An 18,328-nucleotide genomic window follows, 5' to 3' on the forward strand; every position below is an offset into this window, starting at 1 on the left:
AGGGAGAGAATAATGAAAAAATTATTTATTGTGTTACTAGCAGCATTTGTATTTGCAGTAGTAAATCCAACAAAATCAGAGGCTATTGAAAGGTATGATGGAGCAGATGTACATAAAGACCAAACAGGAAAAATGACCTTTACAAAAGACATCAAGGTATACAAGAAAAATGAAGATGGTACATTTGATTCGCTAGTGGTGAAGCGAAATAATTATTTTAGAACGTATGATATTGAAAAATATGATGGCAAAACATTTTATCAAATGGGGCAATATCGGGTACAAGCAACCAATCTGGTAGTTTTTAAAGAAGTTCCGATGAAAATTCGCTCATCCTTCTATCCAAATCCAACTTATATTAATATTAATCGTGATAGCGGAGGATACGGGAAAATGTTCACTGAATGGCGCGATTCTCCAATAGTGGATATGAACGGTGATCAAATGTTGAAATATTGCAAGAGCGATGGGGAAGGGCTAAAGTGTGAAAAGTATTATCCTGGTTCAGATATGAAAGTAGCTGATACAAAATTTAGAAAAACAGGTGTACGTTATGAGGTAACAGAAGATACCAAAGCAAAATCCTATCCATTAATAGATTCTAAAACTGAAAAAGTCATGCAAAAAGGAAGCATTGTTTATTCAGTGAGTGATTCAATTAATGCTTATCTATGTGTAAAGGATAACTTGGAAGCAAATGACGAACAATGTATTTGGCTTCCGGTAGGTATATTAAAGCCAGTTTATTAAAGCCAGTTGAAGATAAGTGATAGATTAAGAATTATATAAAGCCCTCTTAATAAATATTTGTTAAGGGGGCTTTTTTATATGGTAGGTTGACATGCTGATATTTGTACACAATCGAAAATTGGCTGGAATGGTAGAAGGGTAAAATTATGTTAAGGTAAAACACGCTGTTTTTGTTAAATTTATTTCGTATTATTATGTTTTTGTTAGTAAAATATTGAAATGTTAGTATATAATACGAAGAAATTAAGTTTTATAAATTTAATTTGAGTAGGGGGATAATAATGAAAAAATTATTTATTGGGTTACTAGCAGCATTTGTATTAGCGGTAGTAAATCCAACAAAATCAGAAGCGAAAGTGATGTATGATGGAGCAGAGGTTGTAAAAGACCAAACCGGAAAAATGACCTTTACAAAAGACATCAAGGTATACAAGAAAAATCCAAATGGTACATTTGATTCGTTAGTGGTAAAGCGAAATAACTTCTTTAGAACGTATGATATTGAAAAATATGATGGCAAAACATTTTATCAGATGGGGCAATATCGCGTACAAGCAACAGATTTGGTAGTTTTCAAAGAAGTACCATTAAAAATGCGTTCATCTTTCTATAACAATCCATCTTATATCTTTATCAATCGTAATGGTATTTATAGTGCCTCATTATACGGAACGTGGTTCACAGGAAGCGACCCGGGTATTTCTATTACAAATAATGGACAACAACTTTCTTTTTGCGGTGGCAATGATGTTGGTACTATAGAGTGTTCACAGTATCCTGGTACAGATCTTAAAATCGCTGAGACGAAAAGAAGCGAAAAAGGCGTGCGTTTTGAGCTAACAAAAGATGCAGATTTTAAACAGAATCCATTAAAAACATCTGCAACTATAAGTACATTGAAAAATGGAAGAATTTTATATTCAGAAGGTCTTGAAATTAATGGTTATCTATATGTCACTTGGAAAAAAGATGACAACAATGAGTTCACATATTGGATTTCGGTGAATTTATTAAAACCAGTTGGAAATAAGTGATAGATTAGGAATTATATAGCTCTCTTAATAAATATTTGTTAAGAGGGCTATTTTATATGGTTGGTTGACATGCGGATAGGATGTTTGTATTTTCTCCAATGAACCAATTGATAGCATTATGTTTGCAGAGTTAAGTAGAAGATGGAGCATATAGAATGTCATACCTAACGAGGTGTGACATTTTATTATGTTTCATATTTTTTGTCATTACAACCCATTATATAAGTAGATGGGAGGTGTTGATTTATGGAGTATGAATATACAGTAAAGTTTTACTTTGACGAAGGGCGTGAAGAAGAATATAAAATCAAGAATAATATTGAACAAGAAACATTTACAGAAGAACTTTCTAATGGGTTCATTGAGAAGTCTTGGTATTCATTTACTGAAACAGAACATTATAAAACGATTTTAATCAGTACTAAAGAAGTTTATCAAGTAGTAGTAGAAAAAAATATTTTAGAATTTGATTAATCAAATGTATGAAGTCACATCTTCTAACAAGGTGTGGCTTTTATTATGCTTTGAAAGGATGAAATAAATTATGTCATTTTTAAAAGCTTTTTCTAAAAGTATGTTGCTGTTAAAAATAAAGACAGGATTAATCTATAAATTCTTGTAGAATCATTTTCTGTCTTTATTTTGTTCATGGCTCATTGAATTATTAAACTGTTTGCAATCAAATATTATTACGTATAAAAGTTTGATACATTATAGCAGTTAAAGAGGCGATTTCATCATTGATTGCTTCAATATGGATACGATTCGTTAAATTTGTATTTGTACTATCTAAATTTCTAATTACAGCAATTTTTTCACCGTTTAACGTTAAGGTACCTGAAGAAGTGTAATCTTTCTCAAATTGGTACACGTCCCCGTTGATAGTAAAAGATTGCACTTTTTCAATTAATTGCACACGCTTTTGAGTAATTGAAACCTTATCCATTGTATTGCGGCTATAAAGTGTATAACGAACACCAGTAAATACGCAATCAATTTTGTATATTGGACTTTTATCAATTGAAAAAGCGTTATAGCAGTATGGCATTCCATATCGGAGAAGCATCTGAAACAGTTGTGTTAGGATACGGTGGCGATTTTTTTTGAGGATACTTATCACTTTGTTGTCCTTATTATAAATAGGAATACTTGTGTAATAAGAATCAGATTCTGGGATGCTATATGAATAAATCTGCATGGATGTCTCTCCTCAATGATCACTCTTAAATAATTCAATCAATATCAATTAAATCGTACCGTTTGTTGAATAACAACATTTTTTTTAGAAAACAGCCTCTTTGAAAGATTGTGTATTAAAAAGTATACAACGTCATGGTTATTCAAAAGCGGATGCAGAAAATGTAATTCATCTTTTCCGGACTTTAGTTTATGGAATGTAAGATACCAGACAAAATTACTACCTTCTTGCCTGAATTAAGGTAAACCAAATATCCCCATTAAATTTCCCGGAAACTCTGTATATTGGCTGATAGAAGCCTTTCGTGTCATACATATACGAAAGTTCAATTGTTTCTATTTCAAGTTGGTCTCCTTTTTTTATAACAAGTTGTTCTTCTGTTATCAGAGCATTAATTTTTATTTGGGGAAAATCACCTTTCTCTATTTTCTCATACACTTCAGCAGGAGATAGTATATTCACTTCTCGTATAAATTGATATTTATGCAGACTATATGTTAACGAATAAACACTGCCATCTTGTTTAAGACCAAGCGTTAAATCTCCAGCACAATAATCTATGTTTGAATCATGACTATCTGGAAGATTCCATTCAAATTCACCATTTTCCAATACAGTAAATGCAGCATCTTGGGGTAGTATAGAAAGTTCGTCCATAATTGCCTGTGCCTTTTCGATCATTGGCTTTTGTCCTGCAGATGAAGTTTGCTCCGGTGTATAATTGTTCGCTGTTAACGACCAATTTCCCTCTGAACTTATAAACAATGTGTATTGGACCCCTGCTTTGTCTTCCAATAGAAGCTCACGATCGTTATGAATAACCTGTGTATTCAACTCTGTTAATCCTAATTTCTGTTGCAACAGAGCTTCCACTCCATCATTATTAACGATTTTCTTGTAGACTGGGGCAGCTGTGGGTAATGAGCTAAATTCCAATGAAGTTGATAAACGAACATCTGACATATTCGATTTTGTATAGAAGTTTATTGCTAAATTACCAAACTCCTGCTGGGCGTAGACAATATTTATACCAACAAAAATCAAACCCATCGATAGAGGTATTGCAAGGTTTCCAACCAGACTTTTTATTTTTACTTTTTTGTTTTGAGCAATGGAAGCCACAAGTCTATATAACTGATATCCAATAATACCGCCGAGTGAGTTGTTAATTATATCATCAAGCTCAAAAATCCCCGCTCCTGAAAGTGTCTGATACGTCTCAATAGATACCGTAGCACTAACAACTACAAGAAGAAGCCACTTAAACACTTTAAATTTTTGGCTAATTAAAGGCAACATTAATCCTAATGGAATAAACATTAATATGTTAAAAATACAATTTTGAAGATCACGTAAAGAGTATTTATTCCACGCTTCAATATAACTACTGAACGGATGAAGGTTCATCTGTAAGTAATGTGAAGTGCCACGGCCAAAAATAGTTAGCTCAAACACAAAAACAATATACCCGATGAAGACTGCACAAATAAGAAGCTTCTTTATGTGAATCTGTTTATTTTGATCTGAATGTTGTTTTCTATAATAAAAGAAATAATATAGTGCAATAAGTATAAACTCTATTCCAATAATAATTATTACTGGCAACATTAATTGTTGAATGTAACTAGAAATTTCTGTAAAATCCAAGGTGATTCTCCTTACTTATTTTATTTTGGATGATTTTCACACATTTTTAGCGGTCTACAAATGATTAGAAAATCACTCAGATTTTCTAAGGGTTTTATTTCATTGATTCCTTGGCTTTATCATTATTGTAAATGGAAATTATTAATAATTAATGAGGTTATTTATGAAGATTTCTTAAGAACTTGCACTATTTAAATAGTGCTTTATATGTTGTAGGGCAATGCAACGGACTGTTTATTAATAAACGAACGTAAGTGTGAGTGAGGGACTAATTAAGGTTATGAGGCGAAATCAATTGGTGAAAATGATGTGTGTATCTAAGTCGGAGAAGTAAAAAAAGATGTAAATGATATGACTAATACACCTTTTTCAGGTTCTCGTTATCCTTAGAAGTGGGTAAAACACATTGAAATGATGGTCGAAGGATATACACTTCCAAAAATAGCTGAACGATTAGAAATTCATCTATCAACTGCATTTTATTGGAGACATAAAATCTTGATTGCGTTAGAAGAAACGGTTTCAATCATTTGTAAGGCATGATTGAAATGTGACGAAACATTCTTTCGTGAGTCAATGAAAGGTCGGGAAATTACTCATAGAAAGGCAAAGGAACGTGGGGAAAAGGGTGAAAAAAGAGGGATTTCAAAACTCAAAATTGCCGTTGTAGTAGCACAAGACAGGAACGGAAGCGTAGTTGCTCGTAAAGCAGGAACAGGTCGAGTGAAGGCAGAACAAATCGATGCTGTGATTGGCGAATACATTCACCCGTCTGCTTTGCGCTGATACAGCTACTAACTACAAGAAGTTTGCTAAAAATAAGAAGTTACAACACGAAACAGTGAATGAACGTTAACAAGAACGAGTGAAGAAAGGGATATATCATATTCAACACGTTAATAATTTTCATCATCGTTTAAAAGGTTGACTGGAACGGTTCCAGGGTGTTGCCATTAAATACTTGGATAACTATCTCTACTGGTTCCGTTGACTTGAATTTGGAAAGAGTTTAGCATTTGAAAAACAAGTGGAACTAATGCTTATTTTAGCGTGTCGAAATTCTGTTATTACAACTGTTGAAATGATTAGAAGAGCATAAAAACGACCCCATTAAAGAGGTCAGATACTTATCTATTATCCTTCGAGCATCTTCAGATAAGGTATTTCCTTGCAATCTACAATAGCAATATCGATTGGTGTATCGGTTTCATAAATTATGGTTCCAACGGGTAGTTTGTTAGATGTTCCGTTTTCAAAACCCTTTGCTTTATTGGTTTGTTTTGTTATTTCGCCAATTTCTTTACCTATTGTGTAATCTAATTTTTTTACCCAATCTATGTTTTCAACATTAGAATATACAATATCATCCAGAACAAAGATGTCTGCTTTACCATCTTTAAGAAAATCCTTTGGTGTAGGATTACCATTAGTTACACATCCCGATAAAACTACAAGTGAGAGGCAAAGAAATAAGAGAAATTTTTCTTTCAAGCAAAATGATTTTTTCACTTTTTTCCCCCTGATAATCAATTGTTCATCTAAACCCCTTACAATTTCTTACACTTATTTTACCAGAAAGTTTAATCATTAAAAACTTATTCTAAAAGCAACAATCTTTTAGAAAACCGCCTTTGCAAAACATGAATCATACAAGCAAGATAGTTTAATAAGGGCATAAACAATAATAGATGAGAGATTTTAATGTAAAATAGAAAGGTGTGTTTAATTTTGGTATTTTTACCTTGATTTTACGTATATCTATAAATAGTATTTAATGGAGGGAGGGATATTACTTTGGCTAAAAAACAAAAACATATTCCATTTTTGAAAAGACCTTGGGTATCTTCTATTGGTGTATTTGTATTGTCGCAGATCATCTTTATTACATTTGAAGCAACAGGGTGGATACCTAATTATCGAGATATTAGTGGAACGTTATTTGGGAGAATTACTGAATCTTCCATTTTCAGAGAGTGGTTTACTTTTTATGAAACACAACATTTCAATTTACTTACTATCTTTTTTGCCATCGTATTTCTCGTGCCGGGAATAATAGGTGCGATAAAAAACGTTTTTTCACCAAGGTCTACATAAGTAAAAACTATAAAAGACTGTTGTCGAGTAATAGCCAATAAAATCTATTTAAACGACCACTCCTTGTGTGAAGGGTAGTCACTTATGTTTTTGGCGACCAATTTATGATAAAAGAAGATAATTAATTTATTATTGACCATTCTATGATCGACATCATATTAAAAGGTGCTGCTCCATAGTCAAAAAACTACAGCGACAGCACCTAGTCATTTATTAGTGGAAATATTTGTCGACACGTTGAAGTACTTCGTCAGCAGAAAGACCATCAGCGTCAATAATAGGTCCTGCCATGATAGGATCACTAATTCCCATAATATCTCTGTCTTGCCCAGTGATTACACAGGCATCACATTTTTTTGCATCTTCTTCAGTACGAAGTTGAATAACTTCATAACCTTTTGACTTTAAAGCGTCTTCAACGTTTGTTAATGTTTGTTCCACACCAATTATTTTAGACATTATTCTTCCACCTCCTATATGTAATGTGTCATATAGGCTTGCTAATTATTCACTTAATTCATTTTTTTGTTATACATAATTTAAATGGCGGGTTAGTAAAATTCATTTTCCACTGCAACGAAATGATATTAGCAATTATATATGCTGAATAGGAGAGATTTTAAATGAGAAGTCTAAAGATAAAAATAATTAGTATGTTATTTATTATCGCATTTATCTGGATGATTATGCTACTTAATGCTGGACCACCAAAGCCTGTTGTATTGTCTGAGGATAAAGAAGTACCAACAGTACAAGGTACATATTGTTGGCGAAATATTATAAATAATGAATGTGTTAATAAAATTCCACCGCCGGATATTATTGCTAATAATAAAATTGTTCCGTTTACTGTTTTACCTCAAAGTGAAATTAAAATCAATTTTAAGAAACCACCAATTGATAGGATAGAAGTGGAAAAATGGTTGAGTCATGATGAGATTGAGCTAGTAAAGGTAAAAGATAATGTTTTCTCTGTACCGAAAGAGAAGGGGACTTATATATATAGTATTTCCGGAAGATGGGACAAAGGAGGTTCTTCTTATATTTTTGCTATAGAGGTAAAATGAATAGTATAAGAAGTGATTGATTTAAAATAATAAAAGACACATTGAAGGTTAATTTCCAATGTGTCTATAAATTATAAATTACTTAACTATACGATTGATTGCATAAATTGGATAACTTGATCCTCTTGAATGGAATCAACAGCTATTTTATTTCGACTAATCTTTTGACATTTTGTACATTGATGGATAAGTTGAAAGCCTTTTTTTCCTGTATAATCGACTCCAATTGGTCTCATCAAACCTTTACAAGTACTCGCTCTGTCTCCAGAAATATGATCCATATGTTTTGAAAATAAACAGTTTGGACAATGATTTCTGAAACTTCCGTTGGTTAATGGTTCAACCATCGTACTGCAATTTTCACATTGAAACGCTGTATTCTCATTTTTTCTACTCAATTGCTCTTCCTCCAATATATTATTTCAACATTGGAGAAAGGGTTCCGTTTTATTTTTCTACTATAGTAGTATCAGGCTTTTATAGGGAATTAACCAATTCACCGTCTTGCTCTTCAAAACGATTACTTCTAGTTCCTGCTTCACAAAGACTTATTTCATCCTTTGATCCGGACCACGATTGATTTTGTTTATATTTGTCACAACCACTGTAAGACGGACCGCTCCATCTTCCATTAGTAGGTGTTCTCCTATAATCACTGACTTCGGCATTCGTCCCCTAACGAGCAATTGTTTTGAATAGATAAAATGTCAATTCATCACCCCTTATCATATAAGCATTCGTATTAACCATTTAAAGGTTATCAAATTTATCGAATTATTTAAATAGTTTATTTTTGCGACAAAGTTTACTTTATGTCTAAAAAAGGGGAATCCCACCAATCATTTTCAATGATTGGTGAGACACCCCGATTCTTTTACTTATTGTGGAAGATATACTTGGCCGTTAATTGTTATTTTAGAAGCAGAGAGTAGAATTTCTTTATTTGCTTTAAAATATGGTTCTAAAATATTGTTAATTGCTTCCCATTTCTCTTCAATTTTTGCTTGCTCTTCTTTATTATCTAGCTTTAAGATTTCTTCATAAAGCTGTTTTAATTGCTTGTTATCTGCTTCACTAACTTCGAATTCAAAGTCAGCCATGTATTCTTCAAATGTTGGTTGCTTAAAGAACTGACTAACGATTCCATGGAATTCATTCCATAGCTTTTCACTTAATTCATCATTTTCAGCTTTTTCTGCTTTTTGAGCATCATCATAAATAATTTTTAGTTTTGCTAAAGTTTCAGCAGGGATATCTAACTCCATGCCTTCCATGTATTCTTCAAATGTTGGAGGTGGATAAAGTTCATTTAGATATGGTTGAAGTATTTTGTAAAATTCATCCATTTTTTCGTTAGACTTTTCCTCTTGACCATCTTTTTCAAGTTTTACCCATGCTTCATAAATAGCTTTAAGATCTTTTTTATCATTTTCTGCAATAACTATATTTTTTTCACTAAATCCGTAATCTTCTAAATACTCTTCAAATGTTTGAGGCTGCCAATTTGCTAAATAATATGGCTTAGTGATTTTATACATTTCTTCATAAATTTTATTCATTTCATCAAATAACTTTTCTTGCTCTTCTTCTGTCATATTTGTCTTTTCTTTTTCTTCTTTTTGAAGCGTCTTTACTTCATTAAACATTTTTTCTAATTTTGTTAGTTCTTCTTTTGTTACTTCTTTAGGCAATTCTTTTTTATAAACGTCGAATGTAAAGAAGTCTGAATAATCCTCTACTACACTTCCTTCTACAGTGATTTCCTGTCCTTCAACTAAGTTCATTTTTGCTAGTTGTTCTTCAGAGAATTTATAGAAACTGATATAGTAGTTTTTACCGTCTCTTCCTTTTAGGTCCATCCCGTCTCCGTAGATTCCTTTAATCGTTCCTGTAATTTGTTGTTCGATTTGAACAGTAACACCATTTGTTGGTTCTACTGAAGTAGCTCCTGCTTGAAGTGGCGTCAAAACAGCCATTCCTATTGTTAGTGCTGAAGCAATCATCCACGTTTTTTTAATCGGTTTTTTCATGATCATTTCCCCTTTTATTTACTCTGGAACTTAACACTTCCAATATTTAGACGGATTACCAATTGAAAAGGTTCATTACTTTTTAAAAAATTTATAACATTCCATGTTAAGTACTTAAATAGTTGTATAACATCAAAGTTTGAGCAGTCTGATTAAATAAAGTACCAATAGTACAAGGTACATATTGTTGGGGAAATCTTATTAATAATGAATGTGTTGATAAAATTCTACCACCAGAAATTATTGCTAATAAAAAGATTGCTCCGTTTTCTGTTTCACCACAAATTAAAATTAGATTTAAGAAACCACCTATTGAGGGGATAGAAGTAGAAAAATGGTTAAGCAGCGATGAAATTGAGCTAGTAAAAGTACAAGGTAATGTTTTCTCTGTTTCAAAAGAGAAGGGGACTTATATTGGAAAATGGGCAGAAGGAAGATCTCCTTATATTTTTTCTATAGTAGTAAGCTGATTACACTATGGTATAGACTTTGGATAAAATCCCTAAATATTAATGTGGAATTAACAAAAAGAGGAATCCCAACAATCATTTTCAATGAATGTTGAGACACCTCGATTCTTGTACTTATTGTGGAAGGTATTCTTGGGCGTTAATTATTACTTTAGAAGCAGAGATTAGAATTTCTTTATTTGCTTTAAAATAGGGCTCTAAAATATTGTTAAATGCTTCCCATTTCTCTTCAATTTTTGCTTTGTCTTCTTTTTTATCTAGCTTTAAGATTTCTTCATAAAGCTGTTTTAATTGCTTGTTATCCGCTTCACTAACTTTGAATTCATAGTCAGCCATGTATTCTTCAAATGTTTGAGGCTTTATGAATGGATCAATAATGTCATAGAATTCCTCCCATAGTTTTTCAGACAAATCAGCATTGTCATCTTTTTCTGCTTTTTGAGCATTCTCATAAATATTTTTTAATTTTGTTAAAGCTTCAGCAGGGATATCAAACTCAAATCTTTCCATGAATACTTCAAATGTTGGAGTTGGATAAAGTTTATCTAAATATGGTTGAAGGGTTTTATAAAATTCATTCATTTTTTCGTCAGCCTTTTCCTCTTGACCATCTTTTTCAAGTTTTACCCATTCTTCATAAATAACCTTAAGCTGTTTATTATCATTTTCTTCAATAACTATATTTTTTTCACTAAATCGGAAATCTGCTATAAATTCTTCAAATGTTTGAGGTTGCCACTTAGCTAATATATATGGCTTTGTAATTTTATACATGTCTTTATGGATTTTACCAATTTCTTCGAATTTCTTTTCTGATTCTTCTTCTGTCATTTCTTTTGACAATTCTTTTTGCAGTTTTTTCATTTCATTAAACAAATTTTCTAATTTTGTTAGGTCTTCTTCCGTTACCTCTTTAGGCAACCCTTTTTTATAGGCTTCAAATGTAAAGAAGTCTAAATAATCCTCTGCTACGCTACCTTCAACTGTGATTTCCTGTCCTTCAACTAAGTTCATTTTTGCTATTTGTTCATCAGGAAATTTATTGAAGCCTATATAGTAATTTTTACCATCTCTACCTTTTAGATCAATCCCATCTCCGTAGATGCCTTTAATCGTTCCTGTAATTTGTTGTTCGATTTGAACAGTAACACCATTTGTTGGTTCTACTGAAGTAGCTCCTGCTTGAAGTGGCGTCAGAACAGCCATTCCTATTGTTAGTGCTGAAGCAATCATCCAAGTTTTTTTAATCGGTTTTTTCATTATCATTTCTCCCTTTTTTTACTCTGGAACTTGAAGTTTCCAATATTTAGACGAATTACCAAATGGAAAGGTTCATCTTTTTTTCGAAAAAGTTAAAAAGTTTAAAATATTCCATGTTAAGTGTTTAAATAGTTGAATAACAATAAAGTTTGAGGGGACGAATTTAGGTAAAGACTTCAGAAGAATTAACGACAAGAAACTAAATTCGGAATGACGAAAATCAGGTATCTGGTGGTGTGAATATGGGAATCGCAGAAGTATTAACAATTGTCTTTGTAGCATTAAAGCTAACGGATGTTATTGCATGGTCTTGGTGGTTAGTGCTTTTGCCAACGATCATTTCCTTTACCATTTACGCATTAATTTTGGTGATGAAATTAGTAATGGTGATGATAGCGGTAGTGGCAGTGAAAAAACGTAAAGAATTGTAGAATGGAGGATTAATTAAAGGGGATGCATACTAATGATTCATGCGGTGATTTTTGATTTAGATGGAACATTGTTAGATCGTGACAGTTCAGTAAGCTCATTTATTGATCAGCAATACGAGCGATTAAAGCCGAATCTATCACACATTTTAAATGAGAACTATGTTCAACGCTTTATTGAGCTGGATAATCGAGGCTATGTATGGAAAGATAAAGTTTATCAGCAATTAATCGAAGAATTTTCTATTGAGTTATCTCCAAAAGCAATGTCAGAGGATTACATACGGGAATTTAAGCATTATTGTGTTCCATTTGTAAATTTGATAGAAATTCAAGGTATCTTAAAGGTTTGGCAAGGCACTTGAAAAGACTAAAATTCATATACCTTCTGATTTAGGAGAAAGTAAAGGAAAATGAAATCAGGAGGTTAAAAAACAATTGAAGAAAATAAGTGTATGTCTTTTACTATTTCTATGTTTTCAAATCAATCATGCGGAAGCAATTACTACTGATTTAGAAAAAATCTATTTAGAAGGTGGAGAGTATACAGAGGTTAATGAAGCAATTCAAGAAAGTGAAGTGTTTTTCAAACGTGATATACCTTTACCCACACGACTTCCACCTATTACTTTCACGCATGTTTTTGGATCATTTAATCATAAACATCCTCAACTATCTATCGAATATTTAGTAGAGGACGCAGGTCGTACACATTATACGATAGTAATAACAGACAATGAGTATGGACGTTTATTTCCGAAGAGTGCGAAGACAGTGAAATTACCTGATGGAAATGAAATTGTTTATTTTAAAAGCTTAGATTTTGTCATTTTTAATATCGTGAAAAATGATTTTCAATACACTTTTATTGTTGATGAAGTTAGTGCAAACGCTATTACCATTGATGGCATGGTGAAAATAATTAGTTCCATGAGATAATGGGGAAGGCCAGTGATTCACAAATGTTGAATACTGGCCTTTTCGATATTAACTTATTTACTTATCTTATATCTTTTAACTCAAGGAATTTAGCGGAGGAAAAAACAACTTATTAAAGTTAACTTACATTGCATCGCTATCATGCTTATATTGAAAAATTATCACGAACGCTATCGCAAGAACGAGTGTATACGCTCAAAAAACCAACCAAATATTTTGCCAATCCCTTACACCGTCTACAGTGAAATAATCAACTACTTTTCCACTAATAATAGCCCCTGCATAGGCACCAACCCCATTTACCATAGTGCTGAATAAGCCTTGAGCGCTTGCATGAATTCGAGGATCTACTTCTTTTTCTACAAAAATGGCACCCGAAATATTAAAGAAATCAAATGTACAACCGTAAACAATCATAGATAGTATTAACAAGAGGAATCCTACACCGGCTGGATTTCCGAATCCGAAAAATACAAATCGTAATGTCCATGCCAGAGTGCTAATTATTTTTGTGAAAATAGGCTAATAAAAGGGGTAATGTATTTGTCTTACGAATATATTCTTATTAATTATTTGTTGTAGGAAAATAGAATGTAGTCAATATTTGTAAATTCAGTTTGGTGATTTAATGACTGTAATTTTTGCAAGTGCTTATACAATTAATCTGGTAGCTGGAAGAGGAAATGGTGCGAGGGGGAGATATATGAAAAAAATATTGCTTTTTGTAGTACCTGCTTTTTTATTACTATATTTACTTTTCAATCAAGGAGATCCAAATACAAAAAAGGTAACACTGTATAGCCAAGCATTAGAAAAAAATATGAAGGTAAATATCTATTTGCCAGAAGAATATTCCACTGATAAAAAATATCCTGTTCTGTTTTTATTTCACGGTAAAGATGGAAATGAAGATAGTTTTATGAATGGATTTTATGGATTTAATGGTATAAAAATAGATCGTACAGCGGATGAATTGATTCAAAAGGGAGAAATAATACCTCTTGTTATTGTATCACCTGAAATTGACAACAGTTACGGCATTAATTCCTCTGCAACAACGATTTCAAGGGATGGCTATAATTTAGGAATGTATGAAGATTATATTTTAAAGGAATTGGTTCCTTATATTCAAGATCACTACTCGGTAGAGAAAACTCGTGATGGAAGTTTTATAGGAGGAATATCCATGGGAGGATTTGTGGCTTTGAATCTGGGGTTATCACATCCTGATGTGTTCAGTAAAATCGGTGGGCACAGTGCAGCGATATGGGAAAATCAAAACGATATTCCAAAGGGTTTGTCTTGGTTGGCAAAATCAGACATGAATCTTTTTGAGCTTGCAAAAAAACAGGATCTTACAGGGATTCAACTGTACCTGGATCATGGCGATATGGACCATGATTGGCTTATTCAAGGGAATACTTATCTATATAATCTTTTAGACTCACAGGGTGTTAAAACACAGCTCCATGTAAGAAATGGAGGACATGATTATTCGTATTGGAAATCGCAAGTTGAAAATTATCTGTTGTTTTATAACAACTAAGATATCTGGAAATGAAACAAAAACATAAGCAGTTAGATTATTATTTTTTACCTAATAAGTGAAAAGAGTATTTTCCCATGGAAGCTCTATATAAAAGTAAGATTGGAAAAAATGTACTTAAAGTAAAGGGGGCTTTAGTTGAAGATTCGGTTTGCAAAATATAAGTATTTAATATTACACCCAATTTCATTGACGAAATAGTTTTTTAAAACTACATGAAAAACAGCTGAAATCGTATATTTCAGCTGTTGAGTATGTAAGATAGTAAAGAATTTTTAAAAAATCCAGTACAATATCCTATAGTTCCATGGTTAAAGAAGTCTTTATTCATTTATTCGTTTGATATGTTTTAACTGCAGGTGGAACATAGGCTGCACATTTATCTAATAGTCCCACAACGTCTTCATCTACAAGTAGGGCATTTCGATATTGGGCTTGTAAAAATTGTTCGTTTTGCATATGGTCAAATAACCCAATGAGTAAATCGTAATAATGATTGATATTTAAAAGTCCACAAGGCTTTTGCAGGAGACCGATTTGATTCCAAGTGAATACTTCAAAAAATTCTTCTAACGTACCAGGTCCTCCAGGCAAAGCGATAAAACCATCAGCTAGTTCCATCATTTTGCTTTTGCGCTCATGCATAGAATTGACGACTATTAGCTCTGTTAAATGCTTATGAGAAATTTCGCGCTCCTCTAACAACGTCGGAATAACGCCAATCACCTTACCACCTTCACGAAGAACCGTGTCTGCAACTGTTCCCATCACACCTACACTCGCTCCGCCATAAATTAAGGTAATATTACGTTTTGCTAATTCTTTTCCTAGAAGAATAGCTCCTTCTTTATATGCCTCAGAAGCTCCGATGCTTGATCCGCAAAATACTGCAATACTATCCATCATTGTTCCTCCATATCTGCTAAGTTTCTTTCCGCATTAACGGGTAGTGAACTTTAAGTGGGGATGAAAAAACCCCACTGATTCACGTTTCACTTTTATAGTATAATTTAATTTTGAAAAGAAAGAAATGGAGGAAATAGAAATGGAATTAAATGAATTTCAAAAATGGTTGAAGGATTACTATGATACACGTGGTTGGTCTGATTTAAGTATTTTTACGCGTATTGGCTTCCTAGCTGAAGAAACTGGGGAAGTTGCAAGAGCCATACGAGCGTTAGAGATTGGTAGAGATAGACCAGATGAAAAGATACAATCATATGAAGAAAATAAGCAAGAATTAGTAGAGGAGCTTGGAGACGTTTTAGGGAATATTATTGTTATCGCTAATAAATATGATATTACACTGGAAGAAATTTTTTCAGCTCATCAGGAAAAGCTAATGGAGCGTTATAAAGCATAGAATACATATGGAAAGGAGATTCATATGGATTATCAAGTAGAAGTTTTATTGGAAAAACACGATGACTTTACTACGTTTTTAAATGCAAAGATTAAAGAGTACAACGATGAACATTCACCGTATCATAAAGAAAGTAGACAAAAGGGTTCTGTTCGTCCGTTAAACTTAATCGTTACGGATCATCAACAGCAATGGATAGGCGGCATCACTGCTGAAGTATATTGGGGATGGGTAGAAATCAACAAGTTTTGGTTTAGCAAAGAATACCGTGGACAAGGTATTGGTGGAAAGTTACTGGCGAATGTTGAAGAAACAGCCAAGCAAATGGGAGCAACGAGGGCATTGTTAACTACATATGACTTTCAAGCACGTACGTTTTATGAGGCGAGGGGCTATGAGGTTGTAGGTGAAATAAAAGATTATCCTCCTGGAAGTAGCTATTATACAATGGTAAAACATCTAATTTAAGTTTAGAAAGGCTGTCTTTTAGCTCTTTGTGACAGCCTTCTGTTATATCTCTACATATCCACGAATCCCCAATATTAAGTGAACAATACCACAAGACTTGTCAACCGCTATTATTAAAGCTTTCATGTCATTTCCTACAGGTACGCAATCTCCTCGAAATCAGATTATTGTTTAAAAAATATATGGCTGAAAGATGACTAAAAAAACGCCCTAATGTCAAACTTATAATAAAGGGGAGATTAGTGTGTATTCGATATCAAATTTTAAATTACTTGTTGATAAGCAGACAGAAATTGATACCATTCATCAAAATTGTGATCAATTAATACAGACAACTGTAACACCTAAATTGGATGCGGAAGTCAATACTTTGTTAGATGCCATAAATAAAAAACTAACCGAACAAGGCTTTACGATTACAGTGACATCTACTGGACTAATCGCAAAATATAGTGAAGCAGTCATTAATGTTGACAAGCATTCGAAAGATTTGGAGGAGTGCTTTTTCATTAATTTAAATAATTATGCGGAGGATCAAGTGGCCATTGTTTTAGACGTTTCGGATACAATGATGCCGAAAATCTCCAATAATCTCGACGGTTACGCTGAGATTATCGAGCAAATGACCGATACATTAAAGTACGCAAAAAGTCTCGAAAAAGCTTGTACTTCACCAAAGTTTATTTATAAAACTCAAAGCAATATCATTTTTCATTCTGCTGATGAAGTAGTCAATCACTATTTTCAGTAAAGAACAGCCACCCTAATAGATATATAGGGTGGCCGATAAAGGAAGTGCTATTGATTATATATTCCCGCTACAATATTTTAAACAATAAACCTTCTTCCGAATAATAACAGTATCATCGATAGGATGAAGAAATATAGTGGCATGATCATCAATGAACCATTATGCAGGAAGCTCATACCTGATGTTATGAAGCTTACTAGTAAGTAATAGCCTAAGCTGAAAATCGCGCCAGCTGTCCCAATAACGTCCTGAAAGTTAACAAGCGCAAGGCTTAAGCAGTTAGGTAGAGCAATCCCTGATCCTAATAACGTTATAAAAATGGTTACTAAAATGCCTATTAGTAAGGCAATATTAGGCAATGGTAATGTACTAACGATTAATAGTAATAAAGCACCGACAGTCATCACAAAACAACCGAGATGAATTATTTTTTCTGGCTGATATTTGTTGACGAGTCTTTTGGAAATCATGGCACCAATAATAGAGGCAAGAGCCACAATTATGCCAAGAAAACCATAAAGTCCTGGTGATAAATTGAAATGGTCAATAATGATAAAGGGAGCTTCAGCATAGTAACTGAATAACACGCCGTTTATCCCACCAATTAGCAATCCAAATACAAGAACCCTTGGTGATGAAATAATACGTTTTACAACTGGGAAAATAGCAATTCTTTTTCTCGCTGATTTATCTGTTGTTTCAGGAAGTCTGAAATAAGCGTAGATAAACAACAAAATACTCATCGCAACGAGCACAAAGAAAACAGCTCTAAAACCAAGGGCTTGATCGACCCAGCCACCAATCAGCGGCCCTACAGCAGGGGTAAAGGCAATCACCGCAGAAATTTGGGCAAACATTGCATGCCTTTTACTGCCAGATACGCTTTCTCGCAAAATGGTTTGCGTAATAATCGAGCCTGTCGCTGCCCCAAAAGCTTGTATAATTCTACTTACTAATAGAAAAGTAATTGTTTCTGCATAAAAACACATGAAACACCCAATACCATAAAAAATTAAACCGCCAAGCATGGCCGGTCTTCGTCCAATAAAATCAGAAATCCATCCCCAACAAAAGACACCAATAGCAAACCCTATAAAATAAATACTTAAGGTTAACTGAACAGAGCTATTGGAAGCATTAAATGCGTCTGAAATATCAGGTAGAGATGGTGTATAGATTGTCTCGCTAATCTGTGGAAAAGCTACAAGAACAATCATTAATAATAAAGATGGTGCTACATGTTTTTTCAACTTATTGCCCTCCTACAAGCAAAATCTACTTCT

Annotated in this window: 22 protein-coding genes and 1 pseudogene; 13 read left to right on the forward strand and 10 right to left on the reverse strand. The window is 33.1% G+C overall.

Annotated features, from left to right (window positions below; genetic code table 11):
* The first annotated feature begins 12 nt into the window (after positions 1-12).
* From ACIQLB_RS08065 to ACIQLB_RS08075, 3 genes are all read left to right on the forward strand, one after another.
* Positions 13-750: a hypothetical protein gene (locus ACIQLB_RS08065; protein WP_400723513.1), complete on the forward strand. Its 738-nt coding sequence runs from the start codon at positions 13-15 to the stop codon at positions 748-750.
* A 281-nt stretch (positions 751-1,031) separates the two neighbouring features.
* Entirely contained in the window at positions 1,032-1,784 is a 753-nt protein-coding gene (locus ACIQLB_RS08070; protein ID WP_400723516.1) for a hypothetical protein, read from the forward strand.
* 246 nt (positions 1,785-2,030) lie between these two features.
* Positions 2,031-2,258: a hypothetical protein gene (locus ACIQLB_RS08075; protein WP_400723519.1), complete on the forward strand. Its 228-nt coding sequence runs from the start codon at positions 2,031-2,033 to the stop codon at positions 2,256-2,258.
* Positions 2,259-2,463: 205 nt separating this feature from the next.
* Here the strand turns inward: ACIQLB_RS08075 and ACIQLB_RS08080 are convergent, their stop codons facing one another.
* Both ACIQLB_RS08080 and ACIQLB_RS08085 read right to left on the reverse strand, forming a co-directional pair.
* On the reverse strand, positions 2,464-2,982 hold the full coding sequence (locus ACIQLB_RS08080; RefSeq protein WP_400723522.1) for a tubby C-terminal domain-like protein: 519 nt from the start codon (positions 2,980-2,982) through the stop codon (positions 2,464-2,466).
* A gap of 219 nt (positions 2,983-3,201) precedes the next feature.
* Positions 3,202-4,629 (reverse strand): VanZ family protein, encoded by a 1,428-nt coding sequence (locus ACIQLB_RS08085; protein WP_400723525.1) that lies wholly within the window; start codon positions 4,627-4,629, stop codon positions 3,202-3,204.
* Positions 4,630-4,965: 336 nt separating this feature from the next.
* Here ACIQLB_RS08085 and ACIQLB_RS08090 point away from each other — a divergent pair.
* Positions 4,966-5,728, forward strand: a pseudogene (locus ACIQLB_RS08090) (IS1595 family transposase); the annotation flags it as partial.
* A 35-nt stretch (positions 5,729-5,763) separates the two neighbouring features.
* Here ACIQLB_RS08090 and ACIQLB_RS08095 read toward each other — a convergent pair.
* Complete coding sequence (locus ACIQLB_RS08095) at positions 5,764-6,138, reverse strand: hypothetical protein (RefSeq protein WP_400723528.1); 375 nt, start codon at positions 6,136-6,138, stop codon at positions 5,764-5,766.
* Positions 6,139-6,423: 285 nt separating this feature from the next.
* Between ACIQLB_RS08095 and ACIQLB_RS08100 the strand changes: the two genes are divergently transcribed.
* Positions 6,424-6,723 (forward strand): YfzA family protein, encoded by a 300-nt coding sequence (locus ACIQLB_RS08100; RefSeq protein WP_400723531.1) that lies wholly within the window; start codon positions 6,424-6,426, stop codon positions 6,721-6,723.
* Positions 6,724-6,936: 213 nt separating this feature from the next.
* On the opposite strand, the gene ACIQLB_RS08105 is transcribed toward ACIQLB_RS08100, so the two are convergent.
* Positions 6,937-7,182: a YkuS family protein gene (locus ACIQLB_RS08105; RefSeq protein ID WP_400723534.1), complete on the reverse strand. Its 246-nt coding sequence runs from the start codon at positions 7,180-7,182 to the stop codon at positions 6,937-6,939.
* Positions 7,183-7,346: 164 nt separating this feature from the next.
* Here ACIQLB_RS08105 and ACIQLB_RS08110 point away from each other — a divergent pair, with 164 nt between their 5' ends.
* A complete protein-coding gene (locus tag ACIQLB_RS08110; protein WP_400723537.1) occupies positions 7,347-7,790 on the forward strand; it encodes a hypothetical protein in 444 nt (147 codons plus the stop codon).
* Positions 7,791-7,876: 86 nt separating this feature from the next.
* Here the strand turns inward: ACIQLB_RS08110 and ACIQLB_RS08115 are convergent, their stop codons facing one another.
* The 3 genes from ACIQLB_RS08115 to ACIQLB_RS08125 form a co-directional block, all read right to left on the reverse strand.
* On the reverse strand, positions 7,877-8,188 hold the full coding sequence (locus ACIQLB_RS08115) for an RNHCP domain-containing protein (RefSeq protein WP_400723540.1): 312 nt from the start codon (positions 8,186-8,188) through the stop codon (positions 7,877-7,879).
* Positions 8,189-8,668: 480 nt separating this feature from the next.
* Positions 8,669-9,820, reverse strand: a complete 1,152-nt coding sequence (locus tag ACIQLB_RS08120) for a hypothetical protein (protein ID WP_400723543.1) — start codon at positions 9,818-9,820, stop codon at positions 8,669-8,671.
* Positions 9,821-10,404: 584 nt separating this feature from the next.
* Entirely contained in the window at positions 10,405-11,550 is a 1,146-nt protein-coding gene (locus ACIQLB_RS08125; RefSeq protein WP_400723546.1) for a hypothetical protein, read from the reverse strand.
* A 242-nt stretch (positions 11,551-11,792) separates the two neighbouring features.
* On the opposite strand from ACIQLB_RS08125, the gene ACIQLB_RS08130 reads away from it, so the two are divergent.
* The 3 genes from ACIQLB_RS08130 to ACIQLB_RS08140 all read left to right on the forward strand — a co-directional run bounded on the left by ACIQLB_RS08130 (position 11,793) and on the right by ACIQLB_RS08140 (position 12,917).
* Positions 11,793-11,981 carry a transmembrane Fragile-X-F protein gene (locus ACIQLB_RS08130; RefSeq protein WP_400723549.1) on the forward strand — a complete coding sequence of 63 codons (189 nt, stop codon included), beginning with the start codon at positions 11,793-11,795 and terminating at the stop codon, positions 11,979-11,981.
* Positions 11,982-12,013: 32 nt separating this feature from the next.
* A complete protein-coding gene (locus ACIQLB_RS08135; RefSeq protein WP_400723552.1) occupies positions 12,014-12,343 on the forward strand; it encodes an HAD hydrolase-like protein in 330 nt (109 codons plus the stop codon).
* Between the two features lie 73 nt (positions 12,344-12,416).
* Positions 12,417-12,917 (forward strand): hypothetical protein, encoded by a 501-nt coding sequence (locus tag ACIQLB_RS08140; protein WP_400723555.1) that lies wholly within the window; start codon positions 12,417-12,419, stop codon positions 12,915-12,917.
* Between the two features lie 195 nt (positions 12,918-13,112).
* On the opposite strand, the gene ACIQLB_RS08145 is transcribed toward ACIQLB_RS08140, so the two are convergent.
* Complete coding sequence (locus ACIQLB_RS08145; protein WP_400724044.1) at positions 13,113-13,436, reverse strand: MFS transporter; 324 nt, start codon at positions 13,434-13,436, stop codon at positions 13,113-13,115.
* A gap of 184 nt (positions 13,437-13,620) precedes the next feature.
* Here ACIQLB_RS08145 and ACIQLB_RS08150 point away from each other — a divergent pair, with 184 nt between their 5' ends.
* Positions 13,621-14,463, forward strand: coding sequence for an alpha/beta hydrolase (locus tag ACIQLB_RS08150; protein WP_400723556.1), 843 nt, complete (start codon positions 13,621-13,623; stop codon positions 14,461-14,463).
* Between the two features lie 327 nt (positions 14,464-14,790).
* On the opposite strand, the gene ACIQLB_RS08155 is transcribed toward ACIQLB_RS08150, so the two are convergent.
* Entirely contained in the window at positions 14,791-15,366 is a 576-nt protein-coding gene (locus tag ACIQLB_RS08155; RefSeq protein WP_400724047.1) for an LOG family protein, read from the reverse strand.
* A gap of 142 nt (positions 15,367-15,508) precedes the next feature.
* Here ACIQLB_RS08155 and ACIQLB_RS08160 point away from each other — a divergent pair, with 142 nt between their 5' ends.
* The 3 genes from ACIQLB_RS08160 (at position 15,509) to ACIQLB_RS08170 (ending at position 17,045) form a co-directional block, all read left to right on the forward strand.
* Complete coding sequence (locus ACIQLB_RS08160; protein ID WP_400723558.1) at positions 15,509-15,826, forward strand: MazG nucleotide pyrophosphohydrolase domain-containing protein; 318 nt, start codon at positions 15,509-15,511, stop codon at positions 15,824-15,826.
* 24 nt (positions 15,827-15,850) lie between these two features.
* Positions 15,851-16,294 carry a GNAT family N-acetyltransferase gene (locus ACIQLB_RS08165; protein ID WP_400723561.1) on the forward strand — a complete coding sequence of 148 codons (444 nt, stop codon included), beginning with the start codon at positions 15,851-15,853 and terminating at the stop codon, positions 16,292-16,294.
* A gap of 244 nt (positions 16,295-16,538) precedes the next feature.
* A complete protein-coding gene (locus ACIQLB_RS08170; protein ID WP_400723564.1) occupies positions 16,539-17,045 on the forward strand; it encodes a response regulator in 507 nt (168 codons plus the stop codon).
* Between the two features lie 77 nt (positions 17,046-17,122).
* Here the strand turns inward: ACIQLB_RS08170 and ACIQLB_RS08175 are convergent, their stop codons facing one another.
* The gene (locus tag ACIQLB_RS08175; protein WP_400723567.1) at positions 17,123-18,295 is read right to left on the reverse strand and encodes a multidrug effflux MFS transporter; all 1,173 of its coding nucleotides are present in this window, start codon (positions 18,293-18,295) and stop codon (positions 17,123-17,125) included.
* Between the last annotated feature and the right edge of the window lie 33 nt (positions 18,296-18,328).

The sequence above is a fragment of the Lysinibacillus sp. NPDC092081 genome (genome assembly GCF_044755845.1).
Lineage (GTDB): Bacteria > Bacillota > Bacilli > Bacillales_A > Planococcaceae > Lysinibacillus.

Excerpts from the sequence above, each read along its gene's own strand:
- ACIQLB_RS08065 (WP_400723513.1), top strand. The coding sequence starts at position 13 with ATGAAAAAATTATTTATTGTGTTACTAGCAGCATTTGTATTTGCAGTA.
- ACIQLB_RS08070 (WP_400723516.1), top strand. The coding sequence starts at position 1,032 with ATGAAAAAATTATTTATTGGGTTACTAGCAGCATTTGTATTAGCGGTA.
- ACIQLB_RS08075 (WP_400723519.1), top strand. The coding sequence starts at position 2,031 with ATGGAGTATGAATATACAGTAAAGTTTTACTTTGACGAAGGGCGTGAA.
- ACIQLB_RS08080 (WP_400723522.1), bottom strand. The coding sequence starts at position 2,982 with ATGCAGATTTATTCATATAGCATCCCAGAATCTGATTCTTATTACACA.
- ACIQLB_RS08105 (WP_400723534.1), bottom strand. The coding sequence starts at position 7,182 with ATGTCTAAAATAATTGGTGTGGAACAAACATTAACAAACGTTGAAGAC.
- ACIQLB_RS08110 (WP_400723537.1), top strand. The coding sequence starts at position 7,347 with ATGAGAAGTCTAAAGATAAAAATAATTAGTATGTTATTTATTATCGCA.
- ACIQLB_RS08120 (WP_400723543.1), bottom strand. The coding sequence starts at position 9,820 with ATGAAAAAACCGATTAAAAAAACGTGGATGATTGCTTCAGCACTAACA.
- ACIQLB_RS08125 (WP_400723546.1), bottom strand. The coding sequence starts at position 11,550 with ATGAAAAAACCGATTAAAAAAACTTGGATGATTGCTTCAGCACTAACA.
- ACIQLB_RS08130 (WP_400723549.1), top strand. The coding sequence starts at position 11,793 with ATGGGAATCGCAGAAGTATTAACAATTGTCTTTGTAGCATTAAAGCTA.
- ACIQLB_RS08135 (WP_400723552.1), top strand. The coding sequence starts at position 12,014 with ATGATTCATGCGGTGATTTTTGATTTAGATGGAACATTGTTAGATCGT.
- ACIQLB_RS08150 (WP_400723556.1), top strand. The coding sequence starts at position 13,621 with ATGAAAAAAATATTGCTTTTTGTAGTACCTGCTTTTTTATTACTATAT.
- ACIQLB_RS08155 (WP_400724047.1), bottom strand. The coding sequence starts at position 15,366 with ATGGATAGTATTGCAGTATTTTGCGGATCAAGCATCGGAGCTTCTGAG.
- ACIQLB_RS08160 (WP_400723558.1), top strand. The coding sequence starts at position 15,509 with ATGGAATTAAATGAATTTCAAAAATGGTTGAAGGATTACTATGATACA.
- ACIQLB_RS08165 (WP_400723561.1), top strand. The coding sequence starts at position 15,851 with ATGGATTATCAAGTAGAAGTTTTATTGGAAAAACACGATGACTTTACT.